Origin of the sequence: Chlamydia sp. (assembly GCF_017472245.1) — a bacterium.
GTDB lineage: Bacteria > Chlamydiota > Chlamydiia > Chlamydiales > Chlamydiaceae > Chlamydia.
The window spans coordinates 94,481-109,238 of sequence record NZ_JAFUQR010000002.1 but is presented as its reverse complement, the minus strand read 5'-3'; the positions used below and the strand labels follow the sequence as shown (position 1 = coordinate 109,238).

Genomic DNA, 14,758 nt, shown 5'->3' with positions numbered 1-14,758 from the left:
AGTGAAAATTGCTTTTTTAATAGCGAGTATTTTGCTTTAGAGATTGATTATGATCAAGCAAGAGGTAACCTACGATCACTGACTAAAAGCCCTCAAAGCAATTACTTCCATCCATAGATGATGACTCCGACTAAGAATTTCTTTGTCATCCTTTGTTAATGAGACTTTATAAGAAATGATACTTTGGCGATCTCGATAAGTATTATCTTTTAGAACATATACCTGATATCCAGAAAGGTGGTGCACATCGTAGGAAAATTTCTCAACCTCACCATTACCATAATACACCCATACAAGGAGAACCATGGGAAGAGAATCCCTAAAACGTGAAGGCAGCCCCCAAGTAATAACCAGTTGCTGCCCTACGGATTCTACAGTACACCTTCGATCTACACCTAGATGAGCAGCTGCCGTATAATCCTCATCTATAAATTCCAAGAATGAAGACAATACAGGTTGTGAGCACCCCCCTAAACACAACGCCAAGAGTGTCGCAGCCAAATATTTAGAATAACAACAATGCAAAAACGAAAGCAAATAACGCAAAAGACTCAACAATCCCAATTGAAGCAAAAGATTTACCATATATGGCAGAAGAACGTGCATATGCCTGAATAGCACTCACACAACACTTCCCTTGCATAAAAGCAGAAAGCAGTAAAGCAGATCCCACAGCTACACCCATAACAATACCACTAACAGCTGAGACCTTTCCATCCTTGATGGCATCGTTCAACAACAACATAAAAATCAATCCATAAATAGATTGGGACGAAGGCATCGCAGATAAACCAATAATCTTCCCATGCCCCTCATCAATTCGGGACATGACTGCATGAGAAGCCACTCCAGCCATCCCACATCCAATAGCACTACCAATCATTGCCAAGGCCATAGCTAATACAGGGCCTACTACCGATATATCTATCATATCTTTCCTCTAACCTGGATAAATCCTTTTTTTTTCAATAACACACAATTTCACACATCAAATGCCTTGAGATTTATGACAAATCACTCTTTTCAATGGCTGGAGAAGCCTTCCTCCTCCATCAAAACTATAGTGATACCACTCTATGAAATTGAGACGCAAACCATGAATCACTCCTCCCATAATAGAAAGTGCAATGTTTACTGTGTGTCCGAAGATAATTATCAAAACCCCTACTACTGGGGGAAATCTTTCGCTCATTACCATGACAGTGTTCCCGACCATAGCTCCCGCTAAGCTAAGCGCGTATAATCGCAAATAAGATAAAACATCCGAAAACACCTGAATAACCGCTGTTACCTCATCAAAGCCCCGTAATCCTCTTTGGATAACTCCACCTAAAACAGCACCCCCTAAGCCTACAAATGCTATGTAATATCCTATTTGTCCCCCTAATTCATAAGGAAGATGTAGGGCATAGTGAATCAGAGAAACAGCTTGCAAATAGATAGGAAGATACATATAGGCGCCGCACATGAAAACTACCCACCCTATAGCAGAATATCTTTGTCTGCAGTAGCGTAGCATCCCTAAAGACAGATGTATTACACCCACTAGCAACGCAATTTCCATTAAAATATTATCTATAAACTTGTCATAAACAATAGCTTTATATACAGAATCTCCACTGCTCGTCCCTTGAGCAAGAAGAAACTCTTTAGGAGTTGTTTTGTCTTTAAGTACAGGATAATCATGAACAAGTTCTTTATAGCCTTTAGGACGTTCCGTCAAATAGTAACTAGCCTTTTTCAAAGCAAGAAAATGTGTTAAAGAATATTCCCGAAAAGGGCTAGTGTAGCTAACCGAAATACCAAAAAAAGAAGTTGTAGCTCCTCCCCAAAAAATGCATCCGATCCCTAATATCGTACACATTTTAAAAAAACGTTTTAATGCGACAGAACACTTTATCTGCTTCCGAGCCTTAATAGACAAAAACAACGATGTTGCTAAAAAAATTAATCCATATCCCGCATCATTAATAATCATTGAGAAAAACACAAAAAAGGACAAAAAGACCCATAAAGAAGGATCCTTATCCGTAGAAGCCGGGGTATCATAAATATTAACCAAAGATTCCCCTAAAGCTCCTAGCCCATGATTCTCCAAATGTGTAGGAACCACTTCATTCGGATCAGGCTGTACCCGCTCTAGATGAACACCTAAACGATCACAAAGCTCCTGGACTTCAACCAAACGATCTACAACAACCCATCCCACAGCACTAAATGCTTTGTCCCCAAATAAATCATCAGCACCTGCCTCCGCGTGTTGCAAGTTTTGCTCATTGCATTGTTCACATAAAGCTTCTAACAATTCCTCTCGATACGCATGCAACTCACAAACACGAGCCCTCTTTTTGCGCAAAATAGCCTGAAGCCGAACTTCTTCTTCTCGCAACTCATTGACAGAGCATGGAGCTTCCATCTCTGTAAAAACATCCTTGGATAATGAGACAATACCAACAACTACATAGTAATCGTAGTTATATGCCGTTGTTAGATAAAAAACGTTATCCTCCTTAACCTCTAAAGAATCTCCCTCTATATGCTTCTTATAGAAAAATCGAAGAGCTAAACCCGTTTTCAACGTCAACTCACGAATCTCTTCTGAAGAGAAATTCCCTAAAGGTTTGACACGAACAATCTCTTTGCCCAAAGCTTTCAAAGACTCTGTGATGGACGTGATCTCTTGATTAATCTCAAAAATTTCCTGAAGAAGCTGTTCCGTTGTCAGATATCCAGATCTGTCCGATACTAAATCCGTTGGAGAATACTCCTTTGTTAACGCATTTAATACCTTTAATCCTTCAGAAAGCCTACGAACGTTTTCTGAATCCTTAAGTTTACTTTTTGCCAAAAATTCGACAGCTCCAATCTCTCTACATGCAGAGAAAAATTCAGACTTTTTACGTCCAATGAATAGATATTTATCTACGTCTACGCGCATGCAGACTACTCCTTATGCTGCTGAATTTTTTTCTTTGCCATTTTCATTTGCCCTACGTCTGTAATACTTCTATCACTTAAGAAAATGGCTATCTTTTTGATTGTTTCCGAAGTTGTAGGTATCAGTTTTTTCTCGAAAAGATTAACCCGAATAGAAACACGTCGAAGCTCTTCTTCTAAAAGAAGAAGCCTTTCTTGAGCGTTTTCAGCATGAATCTTGCTCAAAACATACTCTTTTGCAGATGCAATAAGAGAATCTATCCAAATAGGAGTATCTAGCAAAGAATACTCTGGAGACGTTAACACAACTCGCTTCAATAGAGGCACTTCGACTCCAGCAATATTCTCCACATCTTTTTCAAGAATATCAATAGAGAAACATTGCTCCACAGCATCTGTGTATAGAGGTATACTGAAAAGTTCTGCAAAAGCATACATTCTATCTCGAGCCTGTTCGTTAGCAGCCAGGCTTTCTGTAGCAGCACGCATCGCAGACTGTACTTCAGCTTGTAATAAAGCTTTTTTTAATTTTAATGTGGGCAAGTACATCCCTAATAGATTAAGCTTCTGTTTTTCTTCCCGATAAGAATTTTTTGTTAATTTTATTTGTGAAGACATGCTTTAGGCCAATATTTCTGCACCAACTGCTCTTTAATTCCAACTTCTTCGGAGTGAAAGCTTTGAGCTAAAATTTTCCACCCAATATCCAACGCTTCTTCAAGAGGAATATTCACTTCTAAGCTCATTAACCGGGTCTCAAAGAGATCGGAGAAAGCCAATAATTTTTTATCCCAATTAGAAAGCTTGAACCCCATAGACATTCGCTCCGCAGATTTTCTAGAGTCTGCATAAAGACGAATCAAAGCATTTGCTAAATCCCCATGATCCTCTCGAGTTTTTTTACCGATAACCAACTGTTTCAATCGAGATAATGAACCAAAAGGATCTATTCGATTATCTTTCAAATAAAACTGTCCTTCTGTAATAAAACCAGTATTATCAGGAACAGGGTGTGTAATATCATCCCCAGGCATTGTGGTTACACCGATCAAAGTGATAGATCCACCTTGAGCTATATCCACAGCTTTTTCATAACGCACAGCAAGATCGGAATACAAAGAACCTGGATATCCTCTATTCGCAGGAATTTGATCCATCGTGATGGCAATCTCTTTCAATGCATCTGCAAAAGCAGTCATGTCGGTTAATAACACTAAAACATTTTTCTTTTGCTCCAAAGCAAAACGCTCAGCACAAGCTAAAGCCATATCTGGAATTAACACACATTCAACAGGAGCATCTACTGCCTTATGAATGAACATTACACATTTATCAGCAAATCCTAAATGTTGGGACTCTTCAACGAAAAAACTATAATCTACAAACGTCAGTCCCATTCCCCCAATGATCACAACATCAGCATCAGTCTGGGCAGCAATACGCATCAACAACGCATTATGATTCTCTCCAGAGGAAGAAAAAATAGGTATTTTTTGAGACTTCACTAAGCAATTGAACATATCAATCATTGGTATGTTCGTACGTACCATTTCTCTAGGGACAATTCGACAAACAGGATTAAACGAAGGCGTCGTAATTGGTATAGGCTCTCCAAAGCAAACATCTTCATTATCAATAGGTTTTCCAATTCCATTAAAACGTCTTCCTAATAAGGAATCGCCATAAATAACTTCCATAGGTCTTCCTAAGAAGACGACCTTGTCTCCGGTAGATAATCCAGAAGTACCCCCAAATACTTGAAGAGTCACTTTTTTAGCATCAAAACGCAAAACAGAAGCATAAGACGAGCGTCCATCTGCTCGTTCAATCTGCACTAACTCTCCCAAAGAAGCTCCTTCAGCCTCTACAGTAATCAAGTTTCCCTTGATATCCGTAATTCTTGTATATATCGTTTGCATATCTACGCCGTCTGTACCATTTTGCTTTCTAATAATTTATAGATCACTTCTAGACCTTTCTGATATTCTTCAGAGAGGAATTTTTGACCATTCAGCGTCTTAATTTTACCTTGAAGCTCTAAAAAGAAACTGCGGGCATTATCCGGGCAATCAAAACAGAATCTAGAGTCAAAAATATAGCTCATCAAAGAAAAGAGCTTAATTTGACGATCGAAAGGACAATAACAGTCCTCTGCATCAAAAGCGTTTTGCTGTAAGTAACAGAAATCATATAACTCCGATTTCAAAAAGATTTCTATATCTTCCATAGAAATCCCCTCTTCTCCGACAACTTCTATTCTCTTACCAATTTCAGCCCCTTCTTCTAAAAATCGAGATGCTTTTTTAACAGAATCTCCCCATCCTGGAACTTTTGTTTCCAAAATTCCTGCTACAGAATCTAAATACTTAGACCAAGAAATCATTGGATCAATAGAAGGATATCTTCTAGCATCCGCACGAGCCTTCGAAAGACCGCAGAAAGCTCCGACAACAGATAAAGTTGCTTGTGTAACAGGCTCTTCAAAATTTCCTCCTGCAGGAGAAACTGCTCCACAAATAGTGAGAGATCCTTCTGATCCATCTTTCATTTTTACAGCCCCACCACGCTCATAAAAAGCCGCTATTCGAGATGCTAAATAAGCTGGGAAAGCTTCTTCACCAGGGATTTCCTCCAATCGCCCTGAAATCTCCCTTAAAGCTTGGGCCCATCTGGATGTTGAATCTGCTAGCAACAAAACATGTAACCCCATCTGACGATAGTACTCTGCAATTGTAATCCCTAGATAAATAGAAGATTCTCTAGCTGCTACCGGCATGGAAGATGTATTACAAATAATACAAGTCCTATGCATTAAAGATTGACCGGTATGAGGATCTGTTAAATGTGGAAATTCTTGCAAAATTTCTACAACTTCTCCCGCACGTTCTCCACAAGCACACAAAACTACTATATCTACAGCTGCATACTTCGACAAATGGTGCTGCAACACCGTCTTTCCTGCACCAAAAGGACCAGGAGTGCAGAAAGTCCCCCCTTTAAGAACAGGTATCTGCGTATCTAATACTCGCAAACCGACATCCATAATCTCATGAGACGGAACCTTCTCTCCTTCTAAAAAAGCTTGCTTAATGGGCCATTTTTGAACCATTGTAAACTCAAGTTCCATACCTGCTGCGGTGCGTCCTTTAGCAATAACGGTATCAACCGTATAATTTCCTGAAGAGATCACCCATGTTATAATTACTTCCTCAAAACACGAGAAGGGAACCATGATTTTATGATCAAAACGGCCTTCCTTTACTGTTCCAAGCACATCTCCTCGAGAAAGAACATCCCCTACTGCGGCTTTTTGTGTATAGGTCCATACAGTTTCCCGACAAATAGCATTGACATACTCTCCTCTTTTCAGGAATAAACTTGCGTCTGCTAATACTTCTAAACGATTCTGCAAACCATCAAAAATTCCTTGCAAAAGGCCCGGACCCAATTCAGCTTCTAACAAATGTCCAGAAAAAGTTACTAAAGCACCACGAGAAATGCCTTGAGTTTCCTCAAAAACTTGAATTTTGACTTCATCTCCAACGACTTCGATAATTTCTGCTTTTAACCACGTATCGTCCACACTTACATAGGCCACTTCTCCCTGACGCACGTGCCCATCAAAATGTACTCGCAATAAATTCCCGTAAGCCTCTACGACATAACCCTGCGTCGTTTGTTTTGAAGTTGCTACCATTTGATTCCTTTCTCCATCAAATTAATCAATTCTTTCCCTTTCTGAACATTTGCCCAACTATTACGAATAGCCATTAAATATGTGGTTACTCGAGAAAGAATCGCATCTGCATTAAAATAGTTGTCTCGCGCCATCTCTTCTATTTTATGAAACTCATAAAGAGAAAGAGTCTGATTTAACATGTGCGGAAGACGTCCATAATCTCCTAAAACATCTTTCAGCTCAAAAAATTCATCGGGAAGCTCATAATTTGGAGAATCTTTTTGCATCAATACATGCAAGACAACAGGATTCGAACTATCTTCATCTCTAAGGACAAAAGACACATCCTTCTGCATTACTCTAGCTCGAAAACCAGCTAAAATAATTCGCAAATCTCGCTTAAAACAAAAGTACGTTCTAAGAAATTTTGAAGAACAATTTTGATAATGATCAAGAAAACCCCTGACTAGTTCTGAGAAACTAGCTAAGCGCTCTTGAGAAGTTTTATAACGCAATAAAAAATCTTTAAAGAAATCTTCAAATTCCCACTCATCTGACCACATCTGTAGCCGTAATAAAGACTCTACATTATTACTTGTGACTGTTCCTAAAGAAAATGAGATGGGTCTTCCTGTCCAAAAAAAAGCAAAATTTTCTAGATCAAAAAAATGCCGTAGTATCACATAAGATTTCCAATCACGCTCCGCAAAGTTAAGCGCCAATAAATCATTAATCTCTTGAAGTGAATAAAGAGGGGGAGATTCCGGTTGTTGAGGAGGAAGAAAAGAAGATAAAAAATAATACTGATTCATAACGCGCTCTTGTAACCTCAACTAAGACACTCTCTAATCTGGTTTAGAGACCCACCTTCCTTTCTCAACCCACACAAAAAAGCTCCCCCCTACTGTCAATAAGTCTTCCTAAGAACGATTCAAACAAGATGGCCTTCACAGCAAGGATTTTTTAACAAGATTGAAAAATCATTTCTCGAAAATCTTTTTGTAAAAATCTAGTCAATAAATCTAACAAAGCTTCTGAGCTAATATCCAGTACCCAATTGCGCTCTTCAATCTTCAATTGAGCTCCTCCAGAAAATTTTCCTACAGATACGCCCTTCTCTTTAAGTTTAGAAGTAATTTCCTTGCCTAAAGCTTCATTGACTGCCCTAGCTGATACATGTTTCCCTATACACGCGGAAAAATTTCCAGAAATTCCTTGTGTTTCAACAGCCTGTACCAAAGCTCGTACAAGCCTAGCACTTACTTCAGGATCAGTAGCAACCCCACCTAACCACTCATCCAAAGATTCTCTAAAAATTTTTGTCTCTACTGCTTGCTTCAAATTCTCTAAAGAACGCTTCCCTGCCTGCACTAAAGCCGCTTCTCCCTTTCTCAAAATAGTGGAAGCTCTCTCTTCTGCAGAACGAATAATTCTTTGCGCTTCCTCATTGGCTTCCTCAACAATACGCCTTGCTTGCTCTTTTGCATTATGTACGATAGAACTAGCCTCTTCTTCAGCGGGCTTTAAAGTCTCTTCTCGCAAAGCATCGCATATTTGTTTTAATTTATCTTGAGCGCTGAGATCTGCCATATCTGAATACCAAGAAAAACAACGTTTATCTTAAAAAAACGATCAATTATGATCCGGTTAACCCTTAAGATTAGATCATAACAACGTTTAAAATCAAATACTAAACCTTTATGAAAAGAGTTATCCTTTGCTCTCTCTTGTTTGCAAGTTTTCCTTTTGCTCTCAAAGCTTCTTTAGAAAAAAAAACTCTTTCTAGAGCAGCACAATTACGAGAAAGACGAAAAGAATTTCTGCATGTTTCTGGGAAACCCTCTCCTCGCTATGCTTTAAAAAAACGTGCTTTAGAGGCTAAAAGAAATAAGCCTTCTATAAGTTGGATAACTTACTCTAATCTTAAATACTCTTTTCTTATCCCCAATAATTGGCAATGTATTGATGACAAAACCCAGCTCCCAGATAAATTAGATGCTCTTTTTATAGGAAAAGGGGCAGGCAGCCTAACGCCCACCATAAATAGCGCTCATGAACTTATTAATAAAACAGAAGAAGCTTATATTCAGGAAATTTTAGAATATCATCGCGCGAATGAAATGACTTTGGAGTCATCTATCTTTACTCATATCCAAGCTCCTAGTGGTAAATTCACAATCATTAAAACGGAAAAAAATACCTCTTGGGGACGAGTTTTTTGTCTCCAAAGCGTCGCGGTAATCGATCGTACAGCCTATATTCTTACCAGTACATCTACTGTAGAAGATTACCCTAACGTCTCTCTCGCCCTTCTAAAGGCCGCCTCTTCCTTTCAACTTTCGGAAAAAGAAGAAGCAGCCCGCGGGGATGCTATTTTAGAAAAAGCTTTACAAGATTTGCAAAAAGGGAAATAGCAAAAGCTACCCTTTATGATATAAAACTTCTCCTCGAAGGGAATCAAAAATGAATCGAATATGAATAGGCCGGCCGGCCAAATCCAAATTCAAAAAAACAGGAAATCGAGAGAATAGTAACTGAAAAGGTACCTCGACGCTCTGACCTTGCACGGAGACAGAGACTGCAGCCTCCCCTAAAATGGATCTAGCTTCATAAATCCTTAAACAAAGAGCAGAAAACTTTCTGATCGCATCACACATCCCAGCCTCAAAAACGAAAGAAGCATCGCAGCAATCGCAAGTAAGGACATTTTCTAAATCGATTACAGAGAAAGCTACATTTCCGTCACAACAATGTGGACAAGAAAAGCATAAAGCCTGTTCCTTTTTTTTCATGACATCCTTTTTATTAAAACAGCGAAGCTACTCTTATATCCCTAGCAAGACTATGCATTCTGAGCAGCGATCTGCTTGATAAACTCCGTAACCGCAGATTCTAAAATCTGAGTATCTCCAGAAAAAAGCCTAATACCCTCAGCTAATTTCTCGGTTGCCATAGCATCCTCATTCATTAAGAATCGAAATACACTTTCGGACAACTCTACTGGCTGAATATCTAGCTTTTTAGCCTCTTCAACACTTAATTTTCTTTCCACAGGCTGTTGCTCTTTTTTTAACTCCTCTAATAACTTAGGAGAAATAGTCAAAAAATCACACCCTGCCAAAGCAAGAACCTGCTCTTTTGTTCTAAAAGAAGCGGCCATAACCTGAGTCGGAATATCAAATTTTTTGTAATAAGAATAGATATTGGCTACTGAAGCAACTCCAGGATCAGCCTCAATAGAGTATCCTTCTGCACCATAAGCAGCTATCCACCAATCATAAATACGACCAACAAAAGGTGATACCAACGTCACCTTTGCTTTTGCTGCTGCAATAGCTTGTACAAGACTAAAAATCAAAGTCACATTGCAAGCAATTCCTTGTTTCTCTAACAACTCCGCAGCACGAATACCCTCCCAAGTCCCAGGGATTTTAATCAACAAACGCTTCTTATCTCCCCCCATCTTCTCAAAAAGTTGGGACAAGAAAACAGCTCGCTGAACCATTGCCTCTGTGTTAAAAGAAAGCCGAGCATCAATCTCTAACGACACTCGACCAGGAACACGCTTTAAAATCTCCAGGCCCAGATTCACCTGAATCTTATCTAAAACAAAAGCCAGAGTCTGGACATCATCGCCGTTCTGTCGAATTCCCCAAGCGATCGCTTCTGTTAACATCGACTGGTACTTGGGCTCCTGGGCAACTTTTAAAATTAAAGAAGGATTTGTTGTTGCATCCTGAACTTCCAATGTTTTAATTACAGCAGGATCCCCGGTATCCGCAACAAGGACACTCCAAAGCTTAAGCTGATCGAACTGGCTAGACATAAACACCTTGTCAATTTTTGACTTTGAGTGAAGCCTATCAAAAAAAACGATACTATTCAAGAGGGTTATAAACCATAATCCCCCTCTTTTATAAGTTTTTTCAGTAGGCTACTAACCGGCTACAGACTCAAACTCACTATCGAAATCAAAGATCAGGTCTTCTTGCTCTTTCTCAAGATGTTGTTTAATACGTTTATGCGTATCAAACCCTGTACCACCAGGAATCATATGTCCCATGATTACATTTTCTTTGAACCCTAACAGATAGTCCGTCTTACTACTACAAGCAGCATCTGTTAACACCCTAGTCGTATCTTGGAATGAGGCTGCCGAAATAAAGGACTCTGTTCCCAAAGAAGCTTTAGTGATTCCTAACAGTACGGGAACAGCTTGCGCAGGCTTCCCACCATCTTCTTCCGTACGACGGTTTTCTTCATAAAACTCTTTCTTGTCTACATCTTCCCCAAACAACAACGTTGTGTCACCCGGATCAGTAATGCGTACTTTTTGTAACATCTGACGAACAATAATCTCGATATGTTTGTCATTAATGTCTACGCCTTGTAGACGGTACACTTCCTGAACTTCATTAACCAAATATTTTTGTAATTCACGAACCCCACAAATCTCAAGGATCTCATGTGGAACAACTAGACCATCAGTCAACTGCTGCCCCTTGATTACGCTGTCTCCTCTTTGAACGATCAAGTGTTTAGTCAGAGAAATCAGATGCTCCTCTTCCATTCCCGTGATCTCATCCCTAACAACTAAAATTCGCTTGTTCTTCTGAATACCTTTGAAATCAACAACCCCATCAATTTTAGCAATATCAGCAGCATCTTCAGGCTTACGAGCCTCTACTAATTCTGCAACTCTTGGTAAACCTCCGGTAATATCTTTAGTCTTAATTGCTCCTCTAGGCAATCTTGCTAACAGCATCCCTGGAGCAATACGTTGCCCTTCTTCAACAGAGATAATAGCTCCGGAAGGAATAGCATACGTACCAACTAACTCTTTCATATTAGCATCAGCATATATAGCAATCTGAGGATGTAATTCCCCTCTATGCTGTTTTACGATCAACTCAACAAGCCCTGTATTCTTGTTCGTGACCTTCTCTGTAGAAACTCCTTCCACTAAATCTTCATAATGAACAAATCCTGGCTTATCACAAATGATAGGAATATTATGAAGCTCTACCTCAGCAATCCTCTGTCCAGTAGTAACAGCAGCACCATCATTAACTAAAATCTTAGCTCCTAATTCTACTGGGAATGTTGCTAAGCTTTCGATGGACTTCGTACTTAAAAGCTTCTTATACTCATTCAGACTTCGACCTTCATCCCGAACTAAATGAAGCGCTCCCATCTTGTTAAGAACAAGATTATTACCCTCTTGATCCACAACAACACGTAAATCTAAATAAACAAGAATTCCATCACATTCGGCAACAATTTCTGGAGTCGAGGACGTCGCAGCTATCCCCCCGAGGTGGAAAGTTCTCATTGTTAACTGAGTTCCTGGCTCTCCAATCGACTGTGCGGCAATAATACCGACAGCTTCTCCTAATCCAATCAGACGACCGTTGGCAAGGTTCAAACCATAACATTTAGCACAAACCCCTCGACGACTCTCACAAGTAAGTGTAGAACGAATCTTCACATTCTCGATACCAGCATCATCAATAGCTTCAGCTTGCGCAGAAGTTAATACATCCCCCGCATAAGCTAAAACGTTACTTTTATCCCCAGGTTGGTAAACATTCTCGGAAACAGTACGCCCATAAATTCGATCTTTTAAAGGCAAAAGTTCTTCAGAGCCCTGACGAATGGTTGATACCTCAATATGATTCAAAGTACCGCAATCCTTCTCTGTAATAATAACATCTTGGGCAACATCCACTAAACGACGAGTCAAATATCCAGAATCTGCTGTTTTAAGCGCAGTATCTGCCAACCCTTTTCTAGCTCCGTGAGAAGAAATGGAATACTCAAGTACAGTTAAACCTTCTCGGAAATTTGAAGTAATTGGGGATTCAATAATAGCCCCGTTAGGTTTAGCCATTAACCCTCGCAAAGCCCCTAACTGTTTCAACTGAGATTTATTCCCTCGGGCTCCGGAATCAATCATCAAGAACAGCGGATTATGTTTGCTGTTGGTTTGCTTCTTGATTTCAGAATATAAAGCATTAGATAAAAGATCAGAAACCTCAGTCCAAATACTAATCGTCTTAGAATGACGTTCCCCGTCGGTGATAATACCGTCCTCATACTGTTTCTTGACAACAGCAACCTTATCGTAAGCCTCTTTCAAAATTTCTTTCTTGATTTCAGGAATTTTAACATCTTTCAATCCCATAGAAATCGCAGCTTTCGTAGATTGTACAAAACCTAACTCTTTCAGATCATCCAGAAACCGTACAGTAGCCTCTAAGCCCACCTTCTTATAGCATTGCAAAATCAATTCACTGATACGCTTACTTGGCATACTATAATTTTGGAAACCAAGTTCTTTAGGAACAATCGTATTAAAGAATACACGACCAGGCGTAGTCTCAATAATTTGACCATCAATTCGGACTTTAATTTTTTCATGAATATGAATCCCCCGTCCAGTTTCGTCCCGACGAGAACCACATATCTCATCCTTGAGAATAAACCCTCCTGCATTCAAAGCCCGAAGAACCTCTACCTCATCCTTAAATACCTTAGTCTTTCCACCATGTTCCTCTGGGAAATATGTCGGATCAGCCATCAAGTAGTAAATACCCAACGTCATATCTTTGGAAGGCGTTGCAACAGGTTTTCCCGAAGAAGGCAAGAAAATATTATCCGGGGCCATCATCAAAACTTTAGCTTCTAACTGAGCTTCTATCGACAACGGGACGTGAACAGCCATTTGGTCTCCGTCGAAGTCAGCATTGAAGGCTGCACATACCAACGGATGAACTCGAATAGCCTTTCCTTCGATTAACACAGGCTCAAAAGCTTGTATCCCCAACCGATGCAAAGTAGGAGCTCGGTTCAACAAGACTGGATGCCCTTTGATAATTTCTTCAAGAACATCCCAAACCTCTGGAGCTCCCCGTTGAATCATTTTTTTCGCAGAACGAATAGTATAAACACTTCCTTGGTCTTTCAGCCGTTTGATAATAAAAGGCTCAAACAGCTCTAACGCCATTTCTTTTGGTAATCCACACTGATTGAATTTCAACTCAGGACCGACAATAATCACAGATCGCCCTGAATAATCCACTCGTTTACCTAATAAATTTTGTCGGAAACGACCATTCTTCCCTTTCAACATCTCAGAAAGAGACTTAAGGGGTCTATTTCCTGCTCCCATAACAGGATGCCCATGACGTCCATTATCAAACAAAGCGTCCACAGCTTCTTGCAGCATTCGTTTTTCATTACGAACGATGACTTCCGGAGTTTTTAATCGCAAAATAGCCTTCAAGCGATTATTTCGATTAATAACCCTACGATATAAATCATTCAGATCAGAAGTCGCAAAACGCCCCCCATCTAAGGGAACTAAAGGACGAAGATCAGGAGGAACAACAGGAATATTTTTCAAAACCATCCACTCTGGGCGATTAGAAGAAGATACAAATCCTTCTACAATCTTCAAACGTTTAGCAAGCTTCATTCTTGCTTGTTGAGATTTTGTTTTTCTTAAACGATCTTTCAGCTCTCCCAAGAGACTTTCTAAATCTTCTGATTTCAGAAGATCATAAACGGCCTCTCCTCCCATTTTGGCAACGAAAGCATCTTTACCCCATTTCTCAACAACTTCTCGATATTTTGCATCATTAAGAAGCTGTTTCTTCACAAGATCTGTGTTACCCGGATCGATAACAACATATTCTTCGTAATAAATTACCCGCTCCAAATCCGAAGCGGTCATTCCTAATACGTTCCCAATTCTAGAAGGAGTTGTTTTGAAAAACCAGATATGAACGATAGGAACAGCTAATTCGATATGAGCCATTCTTTCTCGTCGTACCTTAGAAAGCGTAACCTCTACTCCACAACGATCACACACAATCCCTTTATGTTTAATCTTTTTATATTTACCGCAATAACACTCCCAGTCTTTAGTAGGTCCAAAAATCTTTTCACAAAACAAACCACCTTTTTCTGGCTTAAATGTGCGATAATTGATCGTTTCCGGCTTCTTAATTTCGCCACAAGACCACTTGTCACGAATAGTCACATCTGAAGCAATCCCAATTTCTAATTTATCAAACAACCCTTCTTTCACTAGAGCTGCATCGTCTCGAGAACCTTCTTTGAACATTAACTTCTCTCCAA

The 14,758-nt window shown here is 39.6% G+C and carries 12 protein-coding genes; 1 reads left to right on the top strand and 11 read right to left on the bottom strand.

The annotated features are described in order from the left end of the window. Positions 1 to 75: 75 nt before the first annotated feature. From IJ490_RS00560 to IJ490_RS00525, 8 genes are all read right to left on the bottom strand, one after another. Positions 76 to 585 (bottom strand): hypothetical protein, encoded by a 510-nt coding sequence (locus IJ490_RS00560; RefSeq protein WP_291891328.1) that lies wholly within the window; start codon positions 583 to 585, stop codon positions 76 to 78. Continuing rightward, positions 506 to 931: an ATP synthase subunit C gene (locus tag IJ490_RS00555; protein WP_291891326.1), complete on the bottom strand. Its 426-nt coding sequence runs from the start codon at positions 929 to 931 to the stop codon at positions 506 to 508. The genes IJ490_RS00560 and IJ490_RS00555 overlap by 80 nt, the downstream gene beginning before the upstream one ends. A 57-nt stretch (positions 932 to 988) precedes the next feature. Next, positions 989 to 2,938, bottom strand: coding sequence for a V-type ATP synthase subunit I (locus IJ490_RS00550; protein WP_291891323.1), 1,950 nt, complete (start codon positions 2,936 to 2,938; stop codon positions 989 to 991). 5 nt (positions 2,939 to 2,943) lie between these two features. Next, positions 2,944 to 3,555, bottom strand: coding sequence for a V-type ATP synthase subunit D (locus tag IJ490_RS00545; protein ID WP_291891321.1), 612 nt, complete (start codon positions 3,553 to 3,555; stop codon positions 2,944 to 2,946). Beyond that, on the bottom strand, positions 3,540 to 4,856 hold the full coding sequence (locus IJ490_RS00540) for a V-type ATP synthase subunit B (protein WP_291891319.1): 1,317 nt from the start codon (positions 4,854 to 4,856) through the stop codon (positions 3,540 to 3,542). The genes IJ490_RS00545 and IJ490_RS00540 overlap by 16 nt, the downstream gene beginning before the upstream one ends. A gap of 2 nt (positions 4,857 to 4,858) precedes the next feature. Then, positions 4,859 to 6,634 carry a V-type ATP synthase subunit A gene (locus tag IJ490_RS00535; protein ID WP_291891317.1) on the bottom strand — a complete coding sequence of 592 codons (1,776 nt, stop codon included), beginning with the start codon at positions 6,632 to 6,634 and terminating at the stop codon, positions 4,859 to 4,861. Continuing rightward, positions 6,628 to 7,428 carry a DUF2764 domain-containing protein gene (locus IJ490_RS00530; protein ID WP_291891315.1) on the bottom strand — a complete coding sequence of 267 codons (801 nt, stop codon included), beginning with the start codon at positions 7,426 to 7,428 and terminating at the stop codon, positions 6,628 to 6,630. Before IJ490_RS00530 ends, IJ490_RS00535 begins: the two co-directional genes overlap by 7 nt. A gap of 151 nt (positions 7,429 to 7,579) precedes the next feature. Beyond that, positions 7,580 to 8,206 (bottom strand): V-type ATP synthase subunit E, encoded by a 627-nt coding sequence (locus IJ490_RS00525; RefSeq protein WP_291891313.1) that lies wholly within the window; start codon positions 8,204 to 8,206, stop codon positions 7,580 to 7,582. A gap of 110 nt (positions 8,207 to 8,316) precedes the next feature. Between IJ490_RS00525 and IJ490_RS00520 the strand changes: the two genes are divergently transcribed. Beyond that, positions 8,317 to 9,030, top strand: a complete 714-nt coding sequence (locus IJ490_RS00520) for a hypothetical protein (RefSeq protein ID WP_291891311.1) — start codon at positions 8,317 to 8,319, stop codon at positions 9,028 to 9,030. Between the two features lie 6 nt (positions 9,031 to 9,036). Here the strand turns inward: IJ490_RS00520 and IJ490_RS00515 are convergent, their stop codons facing one another. From IJ490_RS00515 to rpoC, 3 genes are all read right to left on the bottom strand, one after another. Further along, on the bottom strand, positions 9,037 to 9,408 hold the full coding sequence (locus tag IJ490_RS00515) for a ferredoxin (RefSeq protein ID WP_291891309.1): 372 nt from the start codon (positions 9,406 to 9,408) through the stop codon (positions 9,037 to 9,039). Between the two features lie 50 nt (positions 9,409 to 9,458). Then, positions 9,459 to 10,442 carry a transaldolase gene (gene tal, locus IJ490_RS00510; protein ID WP_291891307.1) on the bottom strand — a complete coding sequence of 328 codons (984 nt, stop codon included), beginning with the start codon at positions 10,440 to 10,442 and terminating at the stop codon, positions 9,459 to 9,461. 111 nt (positions 10,443 to 10,553) lie between these two features. Continuing rightward, positions 10,554 to 14,744: a DNA-directed RNA polymerase subunit beta' gene (gene rpoC / locus IJ490_RS00505; protein ID WP_291891305.1), complete on the bottom strand. Its 4,191-nt coding sequence runs from the start codon at positions 14,742 to 14,744 to the stop codon at positions 10,554 to 10,556. Positions 14,745 to 14,758: the final 14 nt, after the last annotated feature.